This is a genomic window from Kitasatospora cinereorecta, assembly GCF_024172095.1.
GTDB lineage: Bacteria > Actinomycetota > Actinomycetes > Streptomycetales > Streptomycetaceae > Kitasatospora > Kitasatospora cinereorecta.
This window is the reverse complement of sequence record NZ_JAMZDX010000002.1, coordinates 833,776-855,676: the sequence shown is the minus strand read 5'-3', so window position 1 is coordinate 855,676 and position 21,901 is coordinate 833,776. Positions and strand designations below refer to the sequence as shown.

The following is a 21,901-nucleotide window of genomic DNA, read 5'->3' as shown; positions in this document are numbered from 1 at the left end:
CAGTCCCACAGCCACCGGAGCCCGCATGTCCCTCACCCGCCACCTCACCCGGGGGCGCGACCTCGCCAGAACCGCCGGCGACCACGCCGCCGACATGTTCGCCCCGCTCGCCCTGATCGGTCGGGGCCTGCGCCGCCACGCCGACTGGGCCAAGGTCCGCTGGGCCGCCACCCCCAGGGAGCGGCGCGGTCCCACGCTGTTCCTGTGCGCCGCCGCCCTGGTCGGCGTCTTCCTGCTGCCGCACGGCCCGCTGCTGGCTGTGGTCGCGCTGATGGCCAGCGCCGCCTGGGTCGGACGCGACCCCAAGGCGGCGCCCGCCCCCGAGCCGGACGCCGCCGACCTCAAGCTGACCGCCCTGTACGCGGCGCTCACCCCCTACCTCGGCGGCGTCGACGACGCCTGCCCGCTGTTCAGCCTGGAGGGCAGCTACAAGAACGCCTTCGCCTCCTGGGAGTTCGACGAGGAGGGCCGCCTCGGCGCGCTGGAGCTGTCCTACCCCGCCTACTTCACCGACACCGAGCCGGCCGCCCGGGCCAGGATCGAGCAGGTGATCCAGGGCAAGGCAGGCCGCGCCCGGGAGTACCGCTTCGACTGGGACGAGGAGTCCAACCGGCTGCGGGTGGTTGCGCTCGCCCCGCTGGCCACCGACATCGCCGCGCAGACCTTCGTGACCGCGCCCGGCGAGATCGTGCTCGGCTTCACCGACGACCTGGGCAGCCGGCGCACCATCCCGGTCAGCCGGCCCGGCGGCACCGCCCAGCAGCCCCCGGTCGTCTGGCGGGTCGGTCCGCGCTCGGCCGAGCCGCACCTGCTGGCCCTCGGCACGGCCGGCTTCGGCACCTCCACCCTGCTGCGCGCCATCGCCCTGCAGGCACTGCCGTACGGCGACCTGGTGGTGATCGACGGCGCCGGCACCGGCGAGCACGCCTGCCTGGTCAACCGGCCGGGCGTGCACACGGTGGAGACCAGCCTGCACGGCGCGGTGGCCGCGATCGAGTGGGTGGCCAAGGAGACCGAGCGGCGGCTGGTCGCGCTGAACGCCGCCCGCCACCACGGGGTCGCCGCCCCGGAGGACGCCACCCGGCCGCTGTGGCTGCTGCTGGACCACCCCACCGAGCTCAGCGAGCTGGCCCAGGCGGAGGGCCGCCCGGACCCGCAGGAGCTGCTGGAGGTGCCGCTGCGGCACGGCCGGGCGGCCCGGGTCACCGTGGTCTTCGCGGACGACGTCGAGGCCCGCGACCGGATCTCCCCCACCGTCCGGGCCGCCGCCCGGGCCCGGGTGGTACTCGGCCCGGTCACCCCGGAGACCGGCTCGGCGGCGCTGGGCGTGGCGTTGGACATCGTGCCCGCCGCGCAGACGCCGCCCGGCCGCGGCTACGCCCGGATCGGCACCGCCGCCCCGGTGCGGCTGCAGGTCCCGGCGACCGTCGACCCGTTGGACGAGGAGGCGCCGGCCCGGCTGCGGGACGCGGTGATCGCGCTGCTGCCGCACCGCGACACCCGGACCGAGGCCCCGGCCCGGCCGGCTCCGAGCCCGGCTCCGACATCGGCTACGGTGGTCGAGACCACCGAGCCGGAACCGGCCGCCGCGGTGGAGCTCACCAAGGACACGCCGGGAATCCGCCCGCGGCCGGTGTGGTGAACACCACGGTCGCAATCTGCACAATATGTGACACGCCAGGTGATATCACCGATCAGATGTGACAAAACGGGCGACGATGGGTACAAACAGGGGCGGCACGACAGGCGACGCATGTCCCGGGACGGGAATCTTCGTCGACGGCCGCGCGTTCACCGAACGACGAAGACAGCGACCAACTAGTCCTGTGGGCCAGAAGCCCGGGAGGCACGATTCATGAGCGAGCGAGCTCTCCGCGGCACGCGACTCGGGGCGACCAGCTACGAGACCGACCGCGGTATTGATCTGGCGCCGCGCCAGACCGTCGAGTACGCATGTCAGAACGGACACCGCTTCGAGGTGCCCTTCTCCGTCGAGGCCGAGATCCCCGCGGTGTGGGAGTGCCGCTTCTGCGGCCAGGAGGCGGCCCTTCTCGACGGCGACGAGCCGGAGGAGAAGAAGACCAAGCCGACCCGCACGCACTGGGACATGCTGATGGAGCGCCGGACGCGGGAGGAGCTGGAGGAGGTGCTGGCCGAGCGGCTGGCCGTGCTCCGCTCCGGCGGGATGAACCTCGCGGTCCACCCGCGCGACACCCGCAAGAGCGCCTAGGCGCTGCGGACCGACAGCACAGCGCAACCGACACAGCGCAACAACCGCGAGGGGCCCCGGGCGATCCGCCCGGGGCCCCTCGCGGTTGCCCGCTCAGTGGGTCAGCGGCGGGCGGTAGTCGGTGTCCGGACCATGCGAACCCTGCGGGCCCTGTGCCGGGTCGACCACCTCGCCCTGGATGACCTTGCCGTCCGGCCGGTGGATCCGCATCTGCTCCTGCAGGCGCATCGCGTCGGCGAGCCGGTCGGCGCCCACCGGCGCCGTCGAGTTCAGCACCCGCTTCGCCGTCCGGCGGCCGAGCGCCCGCCACAGCGCCCGGGTCGGCGGCAGCAGCAGGGTGACGGCCAGCACGTCCGACAGGAAGCCCGGCACGATCAGCAGCAGGCCCGCCAGCACCGTCATGGTGGTGCCGGTCTGCGGCTGGGCGGACTGCGGGTCCTTCGACTGCTCGACCGCCGCGGCGAAGGCCCGGCGCCCCGCCCGCTTGATCACCATGCCGCCGAGCACGACGCCGGCGATCAGCAGCAGCAGGACGGTGGACCAGCCGACCACGTCGGCCACCACCGTCACCAGCCAGATCTCCAGCACCAGCCAGGCGGCGATCAGCAGCGGCAGCACCCGCCGCAGACGGCTGCGCGGGGCCGGACGGACCGGGGTAGCTTGCTGGGACACGGTACGGATCCACTCCATCGCGGTGCTCTCCGCACCGGCCGGCGGACTCCGGCCGTGACTACGGCACCACCGTGGACAACGGTTCGCCGCCGTCCGGTGTTCCGTCCGACCGGCGCCGCCGGAACCCGGCCGCCACCGCGACACCGCAGGCCAGCACACCCGCGAGGGCCATCGCCCACTCCGGGCCCGCCCCCAGGTCGTCCGCCACCGTCCGCTGGTCGCGCAGCGGCACCCGGGCGGTCAGCACCTCGGAGGTCAGCTCCTTGCTGTGCGAGACCACCGTGCCGTCCGGCGTGATCACCGCGCTGATGCCGCTGGTCGCCGCGATCAGCACTGCCCGTCCGTGCTCCACCGCCCGCAGCCGGGACATCGCCAGCTGCTGCTCGGGCTGACCGGTCTCGGCGTACGTCGCGTTGTTGGTCTGCACCACCAGCACCCGGCCGCCGTCGTTCACGGTGTCGCGGATGATCTCGTCGTACGCCACCTCGAAGCAGATCACGTCACCGATGCGCGCCGGGCCCAGCTGCATCACGCCGTTGCCCTTGCCCGGGTAGAAGTCCCGCGCCACCCGCTGCAGCCGGGTGATCACCTTCGACAGCTCGGCCCGGAACGGCACGTACTCGCCGAACGGCACCGGGTGCTGCTTGGTGTACGAGGCGCCGGGGCCGGACATCGGGTCCCAGACGATGCCCTCGTTCTGCACGTGCTGCGCGTCCGGGCCGTCCACCAGCGCGCCCACCAGGGTCGGCACGCCGACCGCCCGCACCGCCTCGTCGATCCGGGCGTACGCCTGCGGGTCGCTGAACGGGTCCAGGTCCGAGGAGTTCTCCGGCCAGATCACCACGTCCGGCTTGGGCGCCCGTCCGGCCGCCACTTCCGCCGCGAACTTCTCGGTCGCGTTGGCGTGGTTGTTCAGCACCATCATCGGGCGGCCCAGGAAGTCCATGCCGGGCTTCTCCACGTTGCCCTGCACGATCGCCACGCTCACCGAGTCCGAGCCGGACGTCGGCACCGGCACCAGGTAGCCCGCGAAGATCGTCGCCAGGGTGCCGACGGCACCCACCGCCACCGCCCGGGGACGGCGCTCCGGCGCGCGCAGGCGCAGCGCCGTCCACGCCAGCAGCGTGCCCGCCAGCGCCACCGCGAACGTCACCAGCGGAGCCCCGCCCAGCGCCGCCAGCGGCGTGAACGGGCTCGCCGTGTTCGCGAACGCCAGCCGCCCCCACGGGAAGCCGCCCAGCGGCAGCCGGTCGCGGGCCCACTCCTGCGCCACCCACAGGCACGCCGCCCACACCGGCCAGCCCGGCAGCCGCGACGTCTTCGCCAGACCCGCGCCCATCAGCGCGACGAACAGCGCCTCGGCGACCGAGAGGCCCACGGTGGCGTCCCAGCCGATCACCCGCAGCCAGGACAGCAGCCCGAGGAAGAACGGCAGACCGAACGCGAAGCCCGTCCACGCGCCCTGCCGCGCCGTCCGCCCCCGGGTCAGCAGCGACAGCGCCGCCACCGCGAGGACCGACAGCGGCCACACGTCGTACGGCGGGAAGGCCGCGACCATCACCAGGCCCGCGAGCGCCGCCAGCGCGGTCCGCGGCAGCCCCGCCCGCACCCGGGCCAGCCGGCCCGGCCGAGTGGCCGGCTCCGCCGCCGGACGCTCCTGGTCTACCTGCAGGGCCACGTGGCCACCATCTCCCTGAGCTGTGACGTCTCGGTGAATCGTGCGCCCAAGGTACCCCGGATGGGCGAAGGAGGAGCAACCACCGACTGCCCGCGGACCGACCGGGCGAGCAACCGACCGCCGGTGACCGGCTGACGGGTCCGGCCCTGCCGCCGCGCGCAGTTCCCCGCGCCCTTGTTGGCTCGCCCGACCTCTCCGAAGCCCCTGCTGGTTCGTGTCGGCCCGCAAGAAGGGGCAACCGGGCAACCACAGGGACGCGAGGAACTGCGCGGGGCGGCAGGCCCCGACCTGTCACCCGGTCCGGGACAGCCGGTTGCTCGCCCGGCCGGCCTGCGGGCAGACGCCTCCCGCCGCGCGCCGTTCCCCGCGCCCCTACGGGTTCGCGTCAGCTCGCGAGGTAGACGGTGCGGCCGCGGACGGCGGTGCGGTTGCAGGTGGGGAGGGCGACGCCCGGGGTGAGGTCGGGGAGGCCCGGGGTGCCGGAGCGGGGGTCGGTGGACCAGCCGGCGACGCGGTCGTCGGGGGCCTGGACGACCAGGTCGGCGACGTCCCACACGGCGTAGCTGGCGACGGCGCCGGGCACCAGGACGCCGTCCTGGTCCCGCCCGAGCGCGCGCCACCCGCCGCGGGTGTGCGCGGTGAACGCGGCGCGGGCGGAGATCCGGTGCTCGGGGGTGAGGTGGAAGGCGGCGGCCCGGACGGTGCCCCAGGGGTCGAGCGGGGTGACGGGGGCGTCGGAGCCGAACGCGAGCGGGACGCCGGCGCGCAGCATGGCGGCGAAGGGGTTGAGCCCGGCGGCGCGCTCCGCGCCGAGCCGCTGGACGTACATGCCGTCCGGGCCGCCCCAGGCGGCGTCGAAGGCGGGCTGGACGGACGCGGTGAGGCCGAGTTCGGCGAACGCGGCGACGGCCTTGTCGTCGAGGGCCTCGGCGTGCTCGACCCGGTGGCGCAGGGCCCTGACCCGGGCGGCGCCGACCCGCTCGCCGGCGGCGCGGACGCCGTCGAGCACGGCGGCGATCGCCGCGTCCCCGATGGCGTGGAAGCCGGCCTGCAGGCCGGCCTCGGTGCAGGCGGCGACGTGGTCGGCGATCTGCTCGGCGGTGAGGTAGGCGGTGCCGGTGTGGTCGGCGTCGGCGTAGGGGGTGTGCAGGCAGGCGGTGTGCGAGCCGAGCGCGCCGTCGGCGAACAGGTCGCCGCCGGCGCCGACGGCGCCGAGGCGGCGCGCGGTGGCGACGCCGGCCTCGCCGAGTTCGCCCCAGTACCCGAAGACGTCGGGGCCGTCGGTCTCGGCGGCGAGGGCGAGCAGGGCAGCGAGGTCCTGCTCGGAGGAGATGTCGGGGCCGGCGCACTCGTGCAGGGCGCCGATGCCGAGTTCGGCGGCCCGGCGCAGGGTGGCGAGCTGGGCGGCGCGGCGCTGCTCGGCCGTCAGGTGGGCGAGGGCGGCGCGGCGGACGGCGTGGTGGGCGTCGCGGCTGAGCGGGCCGTCGGCCGAGTGGCCGGGCTGCGCGGCGAGGTCGGGGGTGACGGCGCGCAGCGCGGTGGAGGCGAGCGCGGAGTGCACGTCGGTGCGCGAGAGGTAGACGGCGGCGCCGCCGGCGGCGCCGTCCAGCTCGGCGAGCGAGGGGGCGCGGCCCTCGGGCCACTTGGTCTCGTCCCAGCCGTGGCCGATCAGGACGCCGTCGGCGAGGTCGGCGGCGAAGGCGGCGATCCGCTCGAGGGCGGCGGCCATCGAGGGGCAGCCCGTGAGGTCGAGGCCGGTGAGCGCGAGGCCGGTCGAGGTGGCGTGCACGTGGGCGTCGACGAAGGCGGGGGTGACCAGCGCACCGTTCAGCTCGACGATCTCGTCGGCGACGTCGGCGTACGCCTCGGCGGCGCCGTCGCTGCCGACCCAGGCGATGTGTTCGCCCTCGACCAGCATGGCAGTGGCGAACGGGTCGGCGGGGCTGTAGACGTTGCCGCCGCGCAGCAGCACGGTCCGGGCGGTGCGTTCGGTCATGGCGCCCAGTCTCGCACCCGGGCGCCGGGCGTCCGCGCCGTGGGGGTGGTGGCCCATAGCGGCGGCGTCGTGGCCCGGAGCCCGGTCGGCGGCGGGTCAGAGCTTGGGCGGCCGCGCCTCGTACGGGGTGGAGAGCACCACGGTGGTGCGGGTGGAGACGCCGGCGGCGGAGCGGATCCGGGCGAGCAGGTCCTCCAGGTCGCCGGGGCCGGCCACCCGGACCTTGAGGATGTAGTTCTCGTCGCCGGCGACGCTGTGGCAGGCCTCGATCTCGGGCAGGCCGACCAGCCGCTCCGGGGTGTCGTCGGGGGCGCTGGGGTCGAACGGCTTGACCGAGATGAACGCGGTCAGCGCCAGGTTGACGGCCTCCGGGTCGACGATCGCGGTGTAGCCGCGGATGACGCCGCGCTGTTCGAGGCGGCGCACCCGCTGGTGCACGGCCGAGGTGGACAGGCCGGTGGCCTTGCCCAGGTCGGTGTAGCTCATCCGGCCGTCTTGGAGCAGCAGCTGGACGATGCGCTGGTCGAGATCCTCCACAAGGCGCAAACCTACTCGATCCGGCGCGGGCCCCGGCACCATCCCACGGGGGCGCATTCGGGGGGCACATGCCAGACGGATGTGGCGAAGGACACACATCATGCATCACCGTGCGCCGGGCTGCAGGGTTATGACGCCGCGTCGGCGGGAAATGCTGGTGGTGGCCCGGTCCGAAGGGGGTCCGGCCCGATCCGAGGGGGATCACATGCCTGCCGTTGACCAGCGTTCCAGCGAGGACGAACGTACCGAGCCCGCGCACACCCTCGGGGTGGACCCGGGCGACGCCGACACGTGGGAGATCGTGCGGGTGCACTGCCCCGCCTGCGACCGGCCGATCGCGCTGATCGGCGACGAGGAGCGGCTCCCGCAGCACGCCGTGCTGCCCTCCGCCTGGCACCCCTTCTCCCCCAAGCTGTGCCCGGGCTCGGGGGCGCCCACCGACGAGCTGCCCGAGTGCGAGGAGCACGCCGAGGAGGGCACCGGCCTGGCGGCCCTGCTCACCCGCCCCCGCGCCCTCGACTGGCGCACCCAGCCGTTCTCGCACGCCGCGACGCACCGCCCGGTGCGCGCGCCGCACGTGCCCGCACAGCGCACCGCCCCGGTCGGCCGCTGACCCGCGGCACGCCGGAGCGGACGCGAGGGGTCACCGGCCGGTCAGGTGGCGGCCGATCACCAGGCGCTGGATCTGGTTGGTGCCCTCGACGATCTGCAGGACCTTCGCCTCACGCATGAACCGCTCGGCCGGGTAGTCCTGGGTGTACCCGTACCCGCCGAGCACCTGCACCGCATCGGTGGCGACCCGCATCGCGGCGTCGGTGCAGAAGAGTTTGGCCATCGCCGCCTCCTTGGAGAAGGCCAGACCGTCGTCACGACGGCGGGCGGCGGCCAGGTAGAGCGAGCGCCCGGCCTCGATCTGGGTGGCCATGTCCGCGAGCAGGAAGGACAGGCCCTGGAAGTCGGCGATCGGCCGGCCGAACTGCTGCCGGGTGCCCGCGTACTCCACCGCCAGGTCCAGGGCCGCCTGGGCGACGCCGATCGCGCAGGCGGCGATGCCGAGGCGGCCGGAGTCCAGCGCGGAGAGCGCGATCTGGAAGCCCTGGCCCTCGCTGCCGACCAGCCGGTCGTGGTCGACCCGGACGCCGTCGAAGTGCATCTGCGCGGTCGGCGAGGAGCGCATGCCCATCTTGCGCTCCGGCGGGGCGGCGGACAGGCCCTCGCTGCCGCCCGGGACCAGCAGGCAGGAGATGCCGTGCGGGCCGGTGTCGCCGGTGCGGACCATGGTCGAGTAGAAGTCGGCCCGGCCGCCGTGGGTGATCCACGCCTTGGTGCCGCTGATCACGTACTGCTCACCGTCCACCTCGGCCCGGGTGCGCAGCGAGGCCGCGTCGGAGCCGGACTGCGGCTCGGAGAGGCAGTAGGCGCCGAGCTGCTCGCCGCCGAGCATGCCGGGCAGCCAGCGCCGGCGCTGCTCCTCGGTGCCGAAGGTGGCGAGGGCGTAGCAGGACAGGGTGTGGACGCTGACGCCGAGGCCGATCGCCAGCCAGCCGGCCGCGAGCTCCTCGAGCACCTGGAGGTAGACCTCGTACGGCTGCTCCCCGCCGCCGTGGCGCTCGTCGTAGGGCAGCGAGAGCAGGCCGGCCCGGCCGAGGGTGCGAAAGACCTCCCGCGGGAAGCGGCCGGCGGCCTCGTCCTCGGCGGCGCGGGGCCACACCTCGCGCTGCACCAGGTCACGGGTGAGGGCCAGCAGCTCGCGAGCCTCGTCGCTGGGCAGCCGGCGGTCCACGGGCTTGACGGCGGCACTCAAGGCAGGCCTCCTCGGTCGGGCGCCGCCCCCGGGGTGGCCGGGATCGGCGTGAATCTGCTGGTCGGAGCGGTCGGCACCGGGTCGCGGTGAACGCCCGTTCACATGAGTGGCGCAGTGAGTATGCCCGAAACGGGGCGGCTCGTCACCGTACGCTGGCGGCATGACCGAGCTGACCTCCCTGGCCGGGGACCTGCGCGCCCTGCCCCCGTCCCTGGGGCCGGTGCGGCTGGTCGCGGTCGACGGCCACGCCGGTTCGGGCAAGACCACCTTCGCGGCCCGGCTGGCCGCGGCGCTCGGTGACGCGCCGGTGGTGCACCTGGACGACCTGGCCACCCATCGCGAGCCGTTCGGCTGGTGCGGCCGGCTGGCCGAGCAGGTGCTGGATCCGCTGGCCCGCGGCGAGGACGCCGAGCACCGGGTCTACGACTGGACGCTGCGCCGCTTCGCCACCGTCCGCCCGGTACCGGCGGCGCCGGTGGTGCTCGTGGAGGGCGTCGGCGCGGGCCGGCGTGCGGTGCGGCCGCACCTGGCCGCGCTGCTGTGGATGGAGCTGGACGCCGACGCGGCCCGGGCCCGCGGCGAACGGCGCGACGGTCCGGAACTGGCCGACTTCTGGGTCGGCTGGGCCGCCGCCGAGCAGGCCCACTTCGCCGCCGACCCGAGCCGCCCGTACGCGGACGTCCGGGTCGACGGGATCACGGGCCGAATCCTCCGAAACACCGTCAGTGAGTCGTCATTCCCCTCTTGACCTGGGACGTCGCCAGGATTTAGGTTCTCCACGTCGCGAGATTCAGTTGAACTCGCAACATCTGACTCGGCATCTCCGGCTTGTTCCCCCGTGAGCCGGAGATGCCGTTCCCCCGTCACCACCCGTGTCCCGTCCGGCCGTTCGGTGTCGGACGACTGCGCGGTGACTTGGTGCGGCACCCTTCCGGATCAGCTGTGCGCCGGTACGATTCCTCGAAGGCGCGATTGCGCCCCGGCTGCGCACACGGGGGGCGTCAGTGACGGTGGAGAGTTCCGGCGGCAGGAGGCCCGCCGGCGCGGGGCCGGACCGCGAGGCCGACCGCGCCTGGCTGCGCGCCGTCGACGCGTACGCCGCAGGCTCCTACGCCCGCGCCGAGGAGGAGTTCCGCAGCGCCGTCCAACTCGACCCCGGCATGGCGGACGCCTGGCTCGGCCTGCACGCCCTGCGCAGCGACACCTCCGGCGCCCTGCTCGCGATGCACCGCCACCGCGTGCGGTTCGGCGAGCAGCGCGCCCGCCACCGGCGCCCGCTCAGTTCCTGGTACTGGCTGGGCTGGTGGGTGCAGCCGGTGCTGGAGACCGACCGCGACCTGGCCCTCGCGCACGCCTCGCACTGGCTGGACGGCCGCCACCTCGCCGAACTCGACCAGGCCCTGGCCGACTGCCCACCCCCGGAGCTGGACGCCTCGGTTCGCTTCCTGCACGCCTGCCGCTCGTACCTGCTGAAGGACTGGGAGCAGCTGATCCGCGACACCGACCGGCTGCTGGACGACCCGGTGCTCGGCATCGAGGCCGGACTGTTCGCCGGCATGGCCCGGGTCCGGCTCGACATGTGCGCCCAGGCCCAGACCCCGCTGGCCGCCTCCCTGGCCCGCTGCCGCTCCGAGCAGCCGCAGCGCAAGGAGCTGCGCTACTGGCTGGCCCGCGCGTACGAGGGCGCCGGGCGCAGCGCTGCCGCCCTCCCGCTCTACCGGGCCGTGCACCGGGCCGATCCGGCGTTCATGGACACCGCCGCCCGGCTCGCCGCGATCGCCACCGAGGACGGCCTGCTGGACGACGACCACCCGCTGGCGGAACCGGAGTTCGAGGCGGACGATCTGCCCGAGGAGCAGATCGCCGAACGCGGCCAGAGCGAGGGCGCGACCGCGATCGGGAGCGCCGAGCGCCCGGCGCCGCCGACCGGCGAGCCGGCCGCCCCGCCACCGCCCCGGGCCGCCGAGTGGGACCAGGCCCCGGCAGCGCCCGCCACCGCCTCGGCGGCCGCCACCGCCCGCCGCACCGGCGAGGACGACCTGGCCGCCGCCCTCGACCAGTTGGAGCGGATGGTCGGGCTCGACCCGGTCAAGCGCCAGGTCCGGGCCCTGTCCGCGCAGCTGCGGATGGCCCGGCTGCGCACCGCCCGCGGCCTGCCGGTCCAGCCGCCGAAACGGCACTTCGTCTTTTCCGGCCCCTCCGGCACCGGCAAGACCACCGTCGCCCGGATACTGGGCCGGGTTTTCCACGCCCTCGGACTGCTCTCCGGCGACCACCTGGTCGAGGCCCAACGGGCCGACCTGGTCGGCGAGTTCCTCGGCCAGACCGCGGTCAAGGCGAACGAGCTGATCGACTCCGCGCTGGACGGCGTGCTCTTCATCGACGAGGCGTACAGCCTCTCCAACTCCGGTTACAGCAAAGGCGACGCGTACGGCGACGAGGCGCTGCAGGTGCTGCTCAAGCGGGCCGAGGACAACCGCGACCGGCTGGTGGTGATCCTGGCCGGCTACCCGGAGGGAATGAACCGCCTGCTCGCCGCCAACCCCGGCCTCAACTCCCGCTTCACCACCCGGGTCGACTTCCCCAGCTACCGCCCGGTCGAGCTCACCGAGATCGGCCGCTCGCTGGCCGCCCTGGACGGCGACCTGTGGGACGAGGACGCCGCCGAGGAGCTCACCTCCATCTGCGCCCACGTGGTCGGCGAGGGCTGGATCGACCAGCTCGGCAACGCCCGCTTCATCCGCACCCTGTACGAGAAGTCCTGCGCCTACCGCGATCTGCGCCTGTCCGCCCAGCGCGATCTCCCCACCCGCGACGACCTGGCCACCCTGCGCCTGCCCGACCTGCTCCAGGCGTACGGCGAACTGATCGACGGCCGCGGCTGACGGTCGGCTGACGGCCGGCTGACGGTCCGGCAGTCGACCTGCCGGTGCGCCCCGTCGGTGCGGGCCAGTAGGGTGCCGCTCGCGAGGGTGGAGCACCGGCTCCGGCCCCGACGACCTTTCCGAGGAGCGGACATGGACGGCGCGACCGCCGCGGCGACCACCCGGGGGCGCAGACTCCCCTGGTACCTGAGCATACCGATCACCTTCGCGGCGATCCTCGCGCTCTTCCTGGCCGCCGCCCGCTTCGACCTGCTGCCGGGCCTGCCCAACCCGTTCGCCACCAAGGACGTGGACCGCAGCCAGCCGGTGGTCCTCAAGTCCATCCAGAACATGAGCCGCTACACCGCCGCCACCGGCAACTTCCAGGTGGTCATCGACCTCGACCAGGAGGCGAAGTTCCTGCCCTCGGCGCTGCTGGGCACCCGCAGCCTGTACGTCGGCGCGGGCAGCGTCGGCGCGTACGTGGACCTGGGCAAGCTGGGTGCGGACGCGGTGAAGGTCTCCGAGGACCGGCGCACCGCCACCATCGTCGTCCCGCACGCCCAGCTCGCCGACGCCGCCCTGGACGTCAAGCGCTCCTACATGTTCTCCCAGCAGCGCGGCCTGTTCGACCGGATCGGCGACTTCTTCTCCTCCGACGGGTCCGCCGACGACCAGCACAAGGTCGAGCTGCTGGCCGTCGACAAGATCCAGGCCGCGGCCAAGGACACCGCGCTGACCTCCACCGCGGAGACCAACACCGTCGCCATGCTGCAGGGCCTGCTGCGCTCGCTCGGCTTCACCGACGTCACGGTGACCGTCGGCGGCTGACCGGCCGCCCCTCCCCGGCGGGTCAGCCGGCGGGTCAGCCGGCAGGTCAGCCGGCGGTGGCGGGCCGGTGGTCGGGGTCGTGGACCTCGCCCACCAGCTCCTCCAGCACGTCCTCCAGGGTGACCAGGCCCAGCTGGCGGCCCTCCGCGTCGACCACGGCCGCCAGGTGGGCGGCGGCCCGGCGCATCGCGGCGAGCGCGTCGTCCAGCGGCAGGGTGCCGCGCAGCACGGTGATCGGCCGCCAGAGGCGGGACGGCACGGGCGCGTCCGTGTCGTCCACCTCCAGGGTGTCCTTGACGTGCAGGTAGCCGAGGACGGTGCCGTCCTCGTCGACCACCGGGAAGCGGGAGAAGCCGGTGCGCACGGCGAGCCGTTCGATCTCCCGGCCGGTCACCGAGGTGCCGACGGTCACCAGCTCGTCGGCGGCGAGCAGCACCTCGGTGACCGGCCGTTCGCCGAGTTCGAGGGCGTCCTCCAGCCGTTCGCGGCGGCTCTCGTCCAGCAGTCCGGCGGCGTCGGAGTCGGCCAGCAGGTGGAGCAGCTGCGAGCTGGTGAAGACCGACTCCACCTCGTCCTTGGTGGCGACGCCGAACAGGCGCAGCACCGCGTTGGCGCAGGCGTTCAGGAAGCGGATCACCGGCGTCAGCCAGCGGGCCAGCCGGTCCAGCGGCGGGCCGAGCCACAGCGCGGCCCGTTCGGGGCCGGCCAGCGCGATGTTCTTCGGCACCATCTCGCCGATCACCATGTGCAGGTAGACCACCAGGGCCAGCGCGATGGCGTAGCTGAGCAGGTGCATCGCCGACTCGGGCACACCGAGCGCGTGGAAGGGGCCCTCCAGCAGGTGGGCGATGGTGGGTTCGGCGAGCGCGCCGAGGCCCAGCGAGCAGACGGTGATGCCGAGCTGCGCGGCGGCCAGCATCGCGGAGACGTTGGACAGGGCGTGCAGCACGGTCCGGGCCCGCCGGTTGCCGGCCTCGGCCAGCGGTTCGATCTGGCTGCGCCGGACCGAGATGACCGCGAACTCGGCGCCGACGAAGAAGGCGTTGCCGAGCAGCAGCAGGAGCGCGGCGGCCAGTTGCAGCAGCGCGGTCATCGGGTCTCGTCCTCGGTGAAGTCGGGGCCGTACGGCCGGCGGTCGTCGGTGCGCCGGATCTTGACCCGGCCGGTGCGGTGGCGGTCCACGGCCAGCACGGTGAACTCCCAGCCGGGCAGTTCGGCCCGCTCGCCGACCGCGGGGAGCTTGCCGAGCAGGTCGGCGAGGAGTCCGCCGAGGGTCTCGTACGGGCCGTCGGGGCAGTGCAGGCCGATGGCCGCCAGCTGGTCGACCCGGACCCGGCCGTCGGCCTCCCAGACCGGCAGGCCGTGCTCGGCCGGCAGCGGGCGCAGTTCGGGGGTGTCGGCGGGGTCGTGCTCGTCCTGGACCTCGCCGACCAGTTCCTCGACCACGTCCTCGATGGTGGCGACGCCGGCGGTGCCGCCGTACTCGTCGACCACGACGGCCATCGGCTCGCGGCGGCGCAGCAGGTCGAGCAGCCGCTCGGCGGGCAGCGTCTCGGGGACCAGCAGCGGGGCCGAGCACAGGTGGCGGACCCGGGTGTGGGCACGGCGCTCGTCGGGGACGGCGAGGGCGTCCTTGAGGGTGACGGTGCCGGTGACCTCGTCCAGGCTGTGGCCGTAGACCGGGAAGCGGCTGAGGCCGGTGGCGCGGGTCAGGTTGAGCACGTCGGCGGCGCTGGCGTCCTGCTGCAGGGCGACCACGTCGACGCGCGGGGTCATCACGCTCTCGGCGGTCAGGTCGCGCAGGCCCAGGGTCTTCACGAACAGGGTCGCCGAGTCCTCGTCCATCACCCCGGCGCGGGCCGAGTGGCGGGCCAGCGAGACCAGTTCGTCGGGGGTGCGGGCGTGGCCGAGCTCCTCCTGGGGCTCGATGCCGAGCGCCCGGACCAGCCGGTCGGCGCTGCCGTTGAGGAAGGTGATCAGCGGGCCGCAGGCGCGGGAGAAGGCCCGCTGCGGGCCGGCCACCGCGTAGGCGACCTGGAGCGGGCTGGAGATGGCCCAGTTCTTCGGGACCAGCTCGCCGATCACCATCTGCACCACGGTGGCGAGCACCATGCCGACGATCACGGCGATGCCGCGGGCGGCCGACTCGGGCACGCCGAGCGCGGTCATCACCGGGGAGAGCAGCACCGAGAGGGCCGGCTCGGCGAGCATGCCGACCACCAGGGAGGTGATGGTGATGCCGAGTTGGGCGCCGGAGAGCTGGAAGGAGAGACGGCGCAGGGCCCTGCGCAGGCCGACCGCGCGGCGGTCGCCGGCGGCGGCGGCGCGCTCGACGGCGCCGCGGTCGACGGTCACGAAGGCGAACTCGGCGGCGACGAACAGGCCGTTGGCGAGGATCAGCACGATGGCCGCGGCGAGCAGGAGCCAGGCGGTGGTCACGGAGCCGCCTGCCTTCCGGTGTCGACAAGGGAGACGGCGCGGGTACTACCGGACGGATCGTCCATCGAGGGGAGGTGTCACTCCTCTGGTCACGGGTGGTTTTGCCCCGAGTTTACCAGCGCGGACGATCAGCGCCGGGCGGTGGCCCGCTCCTCGACCAGGTCGCGCAGGGTGCGGGCGGCGGTGATCGCCTGCTCGCGCCCGGCGGCGGGCTGGATGCCGACGGCGGCCAGCGCGGTGCCGTCGGCGAGGTCGAGGATCACCCAGGGGTCGCCGGCCCGCAGGTTGACCCGGACGATCTCGGCCCAGGCCAGCCGCCGGCTGCGGACGAAGTTGACCACGGTGACGCCCTCGGCGTCGGCGCTCACCCGCGGCCGGGCCAGCATCAGCCCGACCGCGGCGAACAGCAGTCCGCTGACCACCATCGCGACCCGGTCGTTGAGGTGCCAGTTGGCGGGCAGCGCGACGGCGATCACGCTGAAGAGCGCCACGATCAGGACGCACATCGGCAGCAGGACGACCCGGTTGCGACGCGGGACCCAGGTCTGCGGGAGTTCGGTGTTCACGGAGCTTCTCAGAGACGGCAGGCGTGGATGTTGGTGACCAGGATGGCGCGGGCGCCGATCGCCCACAGGTCGTCCATGATCCGCTGGGCCTCCTTGCGGAGCACCATCGAACGGACCGCCACCCAGCCCTCGGTGTGCAGCGGGGAGACGGTCGGCGACTCCAGGCCCGGGGTGAGGGCGACCGCGTCGCCCACCTTCTCGGCCCGGATGTCGTAGTCCATCAGCACGTAGCGGCGGGCCACCAGCACGCCCTGCAGGCGGCGCAGGAACTGCTCCACCGCCGGGTCCTCGCCCGCGCCCTTGGGCCGGATGACCACCGCGTCGGAGATCAGGATCGGCTCGCCGAAGACCTCCAGGCCGGCGTTGCGCAGGCTGGTGCCGGTCTCCACCACGTCCGCGATCACGTCGGCGACGCCCAGCTGCACCGCGGTCTCGACCGCGCCGTCCAGCTTGGTGACGGTGGCCTTCACGCCGTGCTCGGCCAGGTGCTGCTCGACCAGGCCGGTGTAGGAGGTCGCGATCCGCAGGCCGTCCAGGCCCTGGACGTCGTGCACGTCCACGCCGACCGGCTTGGCGAAGCGGAAGGTCGACCCGGCGAAGCCGAGCGCCAGCACCTCCTCGGCGTCCGAGGCGGAGTCCAGCAGCAGGTCGCGGCCGGTGAGGCCGACGTCCAGGCGGCCGGAGCCGACGTAGACGGCGATGTCGCGCGGCCGCAGGAAGAAGAACTCGACCTGGTTGTCCGGGTCGACCAGCACCAGTTCCTTGGCGTCCTTGCGCTGGCGGTAGCCGGCCTCATGCAGCATCTCCGCCGCGGGACCCGAGAGAGAACCCTTGTTGGGGACGGCGATGCGGAGCATGAGTGAGGAACCCTTCGCTGCGGTTACGAGTGGACGGTCGGTGGTGCGGGTCAGAGGTACTTGTAGACGTCGTCGAGCGTCAGCCCGCGAGCGACCATCATCACCTGAAGGTGGTACAGGAGCTGCGAGATCTCCTCGGCGGTCTCCTCCCCCGACTGGTACTCGGCGGCCATCCAGACCTCGGCGGCCTCCTCGACCACCTTCTTGCCGATCGCATGCACGCCCTGCTGGACGAGCTGCGCGGTACGGGAGGTCGCGGGGTCGCCGGTGGCGGCCTTCTGCTGGAGCTCGGTGAAGAGCTCCTCGAATGTCTTCGAAGCCATGATGAGGTCACCATACGGGTTGCGGGCGAGGCGGCGGTAAACGATTCCGGACCGTGGACAGTCCGGTGGACAACCGCCCGCCCCGCACGCCACCCGACCGGACTAAGCGAGCGCGCGGAGCGTGGCGGCGGTGGCGACGGCGGCGGTGACCGCCTCGTGGCCCTTGTCCTCCGCCGAGTCCGGCAGGCCGGCGCGGTCCAGCGCCTGCTGCTCGTTGTCGCAGGTGAGCACGCCGAAGCCGACCGGGACGCCGGTGCGGACGGCCACGTCGGTGAGGCCCATGGTGGCGGCCTCGCAGACGTAGTCGAAGTGCGGGGTGCCGCCGCGGATCACCACGCCGAGCGCGACGACCGCGTCGTACCCGCGCTCGGCCAGCGCCTTGGCCGCCACCGGCAGCTCGAAGGTGCCGGGGACGCGGACGACCGTCGCCTCCTCGATGCCGAACTCCTTGAGGGCGCGGTGCGCACCGTCGAGCAGGCCGTTCATCACCTGCTCGTGCCACTGCGCGGCGACCACCGCGACCCGCAGGTCGGCGTGGTTCTGGGGGGTGAGGACGGGGGCTCCGTGGCCGGCCATGTCTGCTTCCTATCGGGAGGTGGGTGGAGGTGGGGTCAGTGCTGGTCGTCGAGCCAGGGCAGCTCGTGGCCCATCCGGTCGCGCTTGGTGCGCAGGTACCGCAGGTTGTGCTCGCCGGCCTCGGTGGCGACCGGCAGGCGGCCCTTCACCTTGAGGCCGTGGTCGGTGAGCGCGGCGAGCTTGTTCGGGTTGTTGGTGAGCAGGGTCAGCGAGCGGACGCCGAGGTCGCCGAGCATCTGCGCCCCGATGGAGTAGTCCCGGGCGTCGGCGGGCAGGCCGAGGTCCAGGTTGGCGTCGACGGTGTCCCGGCCCTGCTCCTGCAGCTCGTACGCGCGCAGCTTGTGGGTGAGGCCGATGCCGCGGCCCTCGTGGCCGCGCAGGTAGAGCACCACGCCGCGGCCGGCCTCGGCGACCTGCTGCAGCGAGGCCTGCAGCTGCGGGCCGCAGTCGCAGCGCAGCGAGCCGAACACGTCGCCGGTGAGGCACTCGGAGTGCAGCCGGACCAGCACGTCCTCGGCCTCGGGCAGCCGGCCGTCCTCGGCCAGGCCGCCGGCCACCAGCGCGAGGTGCTCGACGCCGTCGATGGTGCCGCGGTAGCCGACCGCGGTGAAGTCGCCGTACGCGGTGGGCAGGGTGGTGACCGCGGCGCGGTCCACGTGCAGCTCGGTGCGGCGGCGGTAGGCGATCAGGTCCTCGATCGAGATGATCGCCAGGCCGTGCTCGCGGGCGAAGGCGACCAGCTCGGGCAGCCGGGCCATGGTGCCGTCGTCGTTGACCACCTCGCAGATCGCGCCGGCCGGCGGCAGGCCGGCCAGCCGGGCGAGGTCGACCGCGGCCTCGGTGTGGCCGGGGCGGACCAGCACGCCGCCCTCCATCGCGCGCAGCGGGAAGACGTGGCCGGGCCGGGTCAGGTCGCCCGCCTCGGTGCCCTCGGAGGCCAGCAGCCGGACGGTGCGGGCCCGGTCGGCGGCGGAGATGCCGGTGTCGACCCCGTCGCGGGCGTCCACCGAGACGCTGTAGGCGGTGCCCTTGCGGTCCTCGTTGACCTGGGTCATCGGGGGCAGCTTGAGCCGGTCCAGCTCGGCGCCGGTCATCGGGACGCAGATGACGCCGGAGCTGTAGCGGATGGTGAAGGCCATCAGCTCGGGGGTGGCCGCGGAGGCGGCGAAGACGATGTCGCCCTCGTTCTCGCGGTCCTCGTCGTCCACCACGATCACCGGGCGGCCCAGCGCGATGTCGGCGATGGCGCGCTCGACGGGGTCGAGGGCGAGCTCGTCACCGGTCTGGTCGTTGGTCATGCCGTGACTCCCTTCGGAACGGTGTGGGTGCGGGCCTTCATCCACCAGCCGGCCAGGCCGAGCAGGACCAGGACGAAGTAGATGGTGAAAGTCAGTGCGGAGAAGACGTAGCCGTGCGTGTACGAGAACGGGACGCCGACCAGGTCGACGGCGATCCAGGCGAGCCAGAACTCGACCCAGCCACGGGCCTGCGCCACCATCGCGACCAGGGTGCCGACGAAGATGTAGGCGTCCAGCCAGGGGCTCCAGGAGAGCGAGGGGACGGCCAGGAACAGTCCGGCCACCGCCGCGGTGCCGAGTGCCGCGCCGGCCACCAGCACCGCGCGCTCGCGGGCGGAGGCGAAGCGGACCGCGATCTCGCCGCTGTCCCGGCGGCCGCGCCGCCACTGGGCCCAGCCCCAGACCGCGGTGACGATCACGATCAGCTGCTTGCCGATCAGACCCGGTACGTGGCCGCCGAGATAGGCGGCGATCAGCACCGCGCCGGCCGCCAGCTGCAGCGGCCAGGTCCACACCGAGCGGCGCCAGCCGAGGGCGAGGGCGATCAGACCGAGCAGGTTGCCGATCATGTCGGCCCACTTCACCTGCTCGCCGAAGGCGGTGAAGGCTATCCCGCTCAGCGAGTTCACTGCTGCTCCCCGGCAACGGTGTCAGGCAGCGTGCGGGTGTCCAGCAGCCGCTCGACGTACTTGGCGAGGACGTCCACCTCGAGGTTGACCGGGTCGCCGACGGCCTTGGCGCCGAGCGTGGTCAGCTCCAGGGTGGCCGGGATCAGCGAGACGGTGAAGGAGTCGATCGCGGCCTCGACCACGGTCAGGCTGACGCCGTCGACGGTGATCGAGCCCTTCTCCACCAGGTAGCGGGTGATGGACTGCGGGAGGGAGAAGCGCAGCACCTCCCAGCGCGGGGTGCCGTCGGCGGCCAGGTCGCCGGGCTCGCGGGAGAGCAGGCGGCCGGTGGCGTCGACGTGGCCCTGGACCAGGTGGCCGCCGAGCCGGGCGCCGAGCGCCATGGCTCGTTCCAGGTTGACCTTCGAGCCGGGCCGCAGCGCGCCGAGGCTGGAGCGGCGGAGCGTCTCGGCCATCACGTCGGCACTGAACTCGCCGGTTTCCTTGGCGAGTTGCTCGTTGTCGTCGAGCACGGTCAGGCAGACACCGTTGACCGCGATGGAGTCGCCGTGCCGGGCGTCGGCCACCACGACCGGACCGCGCAGGCGGATTCGCGAGGATTCGCCGATCTCCTCGATGGAGACGACCTCGCCGAGCTCTTCGATGATGCCGGTGAACACCCGGGTTCTCCTCGCGCTGCTAGGGCGCGGACTCCGGGGCGGCTCTGGGAGATGACGCGGACAGGGGTACGGGGGCGATCCCGGCCTCCGGGCGTCGTCGCCGCGGAAGAGGGCTCTCCCTGGTGCCCACGGCCCTCGGGTGGGCTGTGGTCGTACCTGTCCGCCGCGCACGCCTCCCATCCGGACTTTAACCGTCGGTCCAGGAATTTCACCTGGTCAACCGGCCGCTGGCTGCGGACGGGTCGCGGACTGTAACCGCCGGTTCGGAGTTTCACCGACCCCGGAGTGCGCTGAACGTCACTGCTACTGCTGACTCGCATTCTGCCACGCCCGGCCCGAGAAGAGCAGGGGTACGTCATGTGTGCTGCTTCACTCGGCAACCACGCGGTCACAGGGAATAGTGGTGCGAGTAGCGTTTCTTTGGCATGCCATAGGTCCGACTTATGATCCCATAAGCCGGACCCGCGTACCGCGCACCCCGCGGCGGCGGAAGGCTGAGCGGCGGAACAGTCCTCAGCCGAAGGAACCCTGCCCATGTCACGCCCTGTCCGGGTGGCGATCGTCGGCGCCGGCCCCGCCGGGATCTACGCCGCCGACGCGCTGCTCAAGTCCGAGATCGCCACCGAACCCGGCGTCTCCATCGACCTGCTGGAGCGGCTGCCCGCGCCCTTCGGCCTGATCCGCTACGGCGTCGCGCCCGACCACCCGCGGATCAAGGGCATCGTCACCGCCCTGCACCAGGTGCTCGACAAGCCGCAGGTGCGCCTGTTCGGCAATGTCGCCTACCCCGGCGACCTCTCCCTCGATGACCTCCACCGCCACTACGACGCGCTGGTGTTCGCCACCGGCGCCGACGCCGACCGCGACCTGGCGATCCCCGGCATCGACCTCGACGGCTCGTACGGCGCCGCCGACTTCGCCTCCTGGTACGACGGCCACCCGGACGTCCCGCGCGACTGGCCGCTGGAGGCCGAGCAGGTCGCGGTGCTCGGCGTCGGCAACGTGGCGCTCGACGTGGCCCGCATCCTCGCCAAGACCGCCGAGGAGCTGCTGCCCACCGAGATCCCGCCCAACGTCCACGCCGGCCTGGCCGCCAACCGCGCCGTCGAGGTCCACGTCTTCGGCCGACGCGGGCCCGCGCAGGCCAAGTTCAGCCCGATGGAGCTGCGCGAGCTGGACCACTCCCCCACCATCGAGGTGGCCGTCGACCCGGAGGACATCGACTACGACGAGGGCTCGATCGCCACCCGCCGCGGCAACAAGCAGGCCGACATGGTCGCCGCGACGCTGGAGAACTGGGCGATCCGCGACGTCGGCGACCGCCCGCACCGGCTGCACCTGCACTTCTTCGAGAACCCGGTCGAGCTGCTCGGCGCGGACGGCAGCGTCGTGGCGCTACGCACCGAGCGGATGCGCCTGGACGGCCACGGCAACACGGTCGGCACCGGCGAGTTCCGCGAGTGGCCGGTGCAGGCGGTCTACCGGGCGGTCGGCTACCGCTCGGACGAACTGCCCAAGCTGCCCTTCGACCCGCTGTCCGCAACCGTCCCCAACCGGGCCGGGCGGGTGCTGGAGAACGAGCGGCCGCTGCCCTCCACGTACGTCACCGGCTGGATCAAGCGCGGCCCGGTCGGCCTGATCGGGCACACCAAGGGCGACGCCAACGAGACCGTCGCCTGCCTGGTCGAGGACCAGGCCGCCGGGCGGCTGCGGCTCGCGCCCGAACCCGCCGAGGCCGCCGTGGAGACGCTGCTGCGCTCCCGCGGCGTGGACTTCACCACCTGGGAGGGCTGGCAGCTGCTGGACGCCCACGAGCGCGCCCTCGGCGAGCGCGAGGGCCGCGAGCGGGTCAAGGTGGTGGACCGCGCAACCATGCTGGCCGCCTCGGCCGGTGACCTGAGCAACACCCCGGACTGATCGGCACACTCCTCCAGCCCCCGCC

Annotated in this window: 21 protein-coding genes and 1 riboswitch; of the genes, 7 read left to right on the top strand and 14 right to left on the bottom strand. The window is 73.6% G+C overall.

Annotation, left to right across the window (positions count from 1 at the left end; genetic code table 11):
* Positions 1-25 precede the first annotated feature (25 nt).
* Positions 26-1,642: a hypothetical protein gene (locus FHR36_RS10835; RefSeq protein WP_253795993.1), complete on the top strand. Its 1,617-nt coding sequence runs from the start codon at positions 26-28 to the stop codon at positions 1,640-1,642.
* A gap of 213 nt (positions 1,643-1,855) precedes the next feature.
* Positions 1,856-2,230 (top strand): RNA polymerase-binding protein RbpA, encoded by a 375-nt coding sequence (locus FHR36_RS10830; RefSeq protein ID WP_030058371.1) that lies wholly within the window; start codon positions 1,856-1,858, stop codon positions 2,228-2,230.
* Positions 2,231-2,323: 93 nt separating this feature from the next.
* Here the strand turns inward: FHR36_RS10830 and fxsA are convergent, their stop codons facing one another.
* The 4 genes from fxsA to FHR36_RS10810 form a co-directional block, all read right to left on the bottom strand.
* A complete protein-coding gene (fxsA, locus tag FHR36_RS10825; RefSeq protein WP_253795991.1) occupies positions 2,324-2,902 on the bottom strand; it encodes an FxsA family membrane protein in 579 nt (192 codons plus the stop codon).
* A gap of 58 nt (positions 2,903-2,960) precedes the next feature.
* Entirely contained in the window at positions 2,961-4,574 is a 1,614-nt protein-coding gene (lnt, locus tag FHR36_RS10820) for an apolipoprotein N-acyltransferase (RefSeq protein WP_407660825.1), read from the bottom strand.
* 391 nt (positions 4,575-4,965) lie between these two features.
* Positions 4,966-6,576, bottom strand: a complete 1,611-nt coding sequence (locus FHR36_RS10815) for an amidohydrolase (RefSeq protein ID WP_253795989.1) — start codon at positions 6,574-6,576, stop codon at positions 4,966-4,968.
* Between the two features lie 96 nt (positions 6,577-6,672).
* Complete coding sequence (locus FHR36_RS10810; protein ID WP_253795987.1) at positions 6,673-7,113, bottom strand: Lrp/AsnC family transcriptional regulator; 441 nt, start codon at positions 7,111-7,113, stop codon at positions 6,673-6,675.
* 205 nt (positions 7,114-7,318) lie between these two features.
* On the opposite strand from FHR36_RS10810, the gene FHR36_RS10805 reads away from it, so the two are divergent.
* Positions 7,319-7,726 carry a hypothetical protein gene (locus FHR36_RS10805; protein WP_253795985.1) on the top strand — a complete coding sequence of 136 codons (408 nt, stop codon included), beginning with the start codon at positions 7,319-7,321 and terminating at the stop codon, positions 7,724-7,726.
* Between the two features lie 30 nt (positions 7,727-7,756).
* Here FHR36_RS10805 and FHR36_RS10800 read toward each other — a convergent pair whose 3' ends face one another.
* Complete coding sequence (locus FHR36_RS10800) at positions 7,757-8,917, bottom strand: acyl-CoA dehydrogenase family protein (protein ID WP_253795984.1); 1,161 nt, start codon at positions 8,915-8,917, stop codon at positions 7,757-7,759.
* 160 nt (positions 8,918-9,077) lie between these two features.
* Here FHR36_RS10800 and FHR36_RS10795 point away from each other — a divergent pair, with 160 nt between their 5' ends.
* The 3 genes from FHR36_RS10795 to FHR36_RS10785 all read left to right on the top strand — a co-directional run bounded on the left by FHR36_RS10795 (position 9,078) and on the right by FHR36_RS10785 (position 12,612).
* Positions 9,078-9,665: a uridine kinase family protein gene (locus FHR36_RS10795; protein WP_253795983.1), complete on the top strand. Its 588-nt coding sequence runs from the start codon at positions 9,078-9,080 to the stop codon at positions 9,663-9,665.
* 256 nt (positions 9,666-9,921) lie between these two features.
* Positions 9,922-11,802 (top strand): AAA family ATPase, encoded by a 1,881-nt coding sequence (locus FHR36_RS10790; RefSeq protein ID WP_425558113.1) that lies wholly within the window; start codon positions 9,922-9,924, stop codon positions 11,800-11,802.
* Between the two features lie 132 nt (positions 11,803-11,934).
* A complete protein-coding gene (locus FHR36_RS10785) occupies positions 11,935-12,612 on the top strand; it encodes a DUF4230 domain-containing protein (protein ID WP_253795981.1) in 678 nt (225 codons plus the stop codon).
* 46 nt (positions 12,613-12,658) lie between these two features.
* Here FHR36_RS10785 and FHR36_RS10780 read toward each other — a convergent pair whose 3' ends face one another.
* The 9 genes from FHR36_RS10780 to FHR36_RS10740 form a co-directional block, all read right to left on the bottom strand.
* Positions 12,659-13,705, bottom strand: coding sequence for a hemolysin family protein (locus FHR36_RS10780; RefSeq protein ID WP_253795980.1), 1,047 nt, complete (start codon positions 13,703-13,705; stop codon positions 12,659-12,661).
* On the bottom strand, positions 13,702-15,051 hold the full coding sequence (locus tag FHR36_RS10775; protein ID WP_253795979.1) for a hemolysin family protein: 1,350 nt from the start codon (positions 15,049-15,051) through the stop codon (positions 13,702-13,704). Before FHR36_RS10775 ends, FHR36_RS10780 begins: the two co-directional genes overlap by 4 nt.
* A 128-nt stretch (positions 15,052-15,179) precedes the next feature.
* Positions 15,180-15,617: a PH domain-containing protein gene (locus FHR36_RS10770; protein ID WP_253795978.1), complete on the bottom strand. Its 438-nt coding sequence runs from the start codon at positions 15,615-15,617 to the stop codon at positions 15,180-15,182.
* A gap of 8 nt (positions 15,618-15,625) precedes the next feature.
* Entirely contained in the window at positions 15,626-16,474 is an 849-nt protein-coding gene (gene hisG, locus FHR36_RS10765) for an ATP phosphoribosyltransferase (RefSeq protein WP_253795977.1), read from the bottom strand.
* Positions 16,475-16,524: 50 nt separating this feature from the next.
* Complete coding sequence (locus tag FHR36_RS10760; protein ID WP_253795976.1) at positions 16,525-16,797, bottom strand: phosphoribosyl-ATP diphosphatase; 273 nt, start codon at positions 16,795-16,797, stop codon at positions 16,525-16,527.
* A gap of 102 nt (positions 16,798-16,899) precedes the next feature.
* On the bottom strand, positions 16,900-17,373 hold the full coding sequence (gene ribH, locus FHR36_RS10755; protein WP_253795975.1) for a 6,7-dimethyl-8-ribityllumazine synthase: 474 nt from the start codon (positions 17,371-17,373) through the stop codon (positions 16,900-16,902).
* A 35-nt stretch (positions 17,374-17,408) separates the two neighbouring features.
* Positions 17,409-18,671 (bottom strand): bifunctional 3,4-dihydroxy-2-butanone-4-phosphate synthase/GTP cyclohydrolase II, encoded by a 1,263-nt coding sequence (locus FHR36_RS10750; protein ID WP_253795974.1) that lies wholly within the window; start codon positions 18,669-18,671, stop codon positions 17,409-17,411.
* Positions 18,668-19,300 carry a nicotinamide mononucleotide transporter family protein gene (locus tag FHR36_RS10745; RefSeq protein WP_407660813.1) on the bottom strand — a complete coding sequence of 211 codons (633 nt, stop codon included), beginning with the start codon at positions 19,298-19,300 and terminating at the stop codon, positions 18,668-18,670. Before FHR36_RS10745 ends, FHR36_RS10750 begins: the two co-directional genes overlap by 4 nt.
* Positions 19,297-19,959: a riboflavin synthase gene (locus tag FHR36_RS10740; protein WP_253795973.1), complete on the bottom strand. Its 663-nt coding sequence runs from the start codon at positions 19,957-19,959 to the stop codon at positions 19,297-19,299. Before FHR36_RS10740 ends, FHR36_RS10745 begins: the two co-directional genes overlap by 4 nt.
* Positions 19,960-20,123: 164 nt before the next feature.
* A riboswitch (FMN riboswitch) is annotated at positions 20,124-20,251 on the bottom strand.
* Positions 20,252-20,493: 242 nt separating this feature from the next.
* On the opposite strand from FHR36_RS10740, the gene FHR36_RS10735 reads away from it, so the two are divergent.
* A complete protein-coding gene (locus tag FHR36_RS10735) occupies positions 20,494-21,876 on the top strand; it encodes an FAD-dependent oxidoreductase (RefSeq protein WP_253795972.1) in 1,383 nt (460 codons plus the stop codon).
* The last annotated feature ends 25 nt before the right edge of the window (positions 21,877-21,901 follow it).

Coding starts and splice junctions, on each gene's coding strand:
- FHR36_RS10835 (WP_253795993.1), top strand. CDS start 26: ATGTCCCTCACCCGCCACCTCACCCGGGGGCGCGACCTCGCCAGAACC.
- FHR36_RS10830 (WP_030058371.1), top strand. CDS start 1,856: ATGAGCGAGCGAGCTCTCCGCGGCACGCGACTCGGGGCGACCAGCTAC.
- FHR36_RS10815 (WP_253795989.1), bottom strand. CDS start 6,576: ATGACCGAACGCACCGCCCGGACCGTGCTGCTGCGCGGCGGCAACGTC.
- FHR36_RS10805 (WP_253795985.1), top strand. CDS start 7,319: ATGCCTGCCGTTGACCAGCGTTCCAGCGAGGACGAACGTACCGAGCCC.
- FHR36_RS10795 (WP_253795983.1), top strand. CDS start 9,078: ATGACCGAGCTGACCTCCCTGGCCGGGGACCTGCGCGCCCTGCCCCCG.
- FHR36_RS10785 (WP_253795981.1), top strand. CDS start 11,935: ATGGACGGCGCGACCGCCGCGGCGACCACCCGGGGGCGCAGACTCCCC.
- FHR36_RS10780 (WP_253795980.1), bottom strand. CDS start 13,705: ATGACCGCGCTGCTGCAACTGGCCGCCGCGCTCCTGCTGCTGCTCGGC.
- hisG (WP_253795977.1), bottom strand. CDS start 16,474: ATGCTCCGCATCGCCGTCCCCAACAAGGGTTCTCTCTCGGGTCCCGCG.
- FHR36_RS10760 (WP_253795976.1), bottom strand. CDS start 16,797: ATGGCTTCGAAGACATTCGAGGAGCTCTTCACCGAGCTCCAGCAGAAG.
- ribH (WP_253795975.1), bottom strand. CDS start 17,373: ATGGCCGGCCACGGAGCCCCCGTCCTCACCCCCCAGAACCACGCCGAC.
- FHR36_RS10750 (WP_253795974.1), bottom strand. CDS start 18,671: ATGACCAACGACCAGACCGGTGACGAGCTCGCCCTCGACCCCGTCGAG.
- FHR36_RS10735 (WP_253795972.1), top strand. CDS start 20,494: ATGTCACGCCCTGTCCGGGTGGCGATCGTCGGCGCCGGCCCCGCCGGG.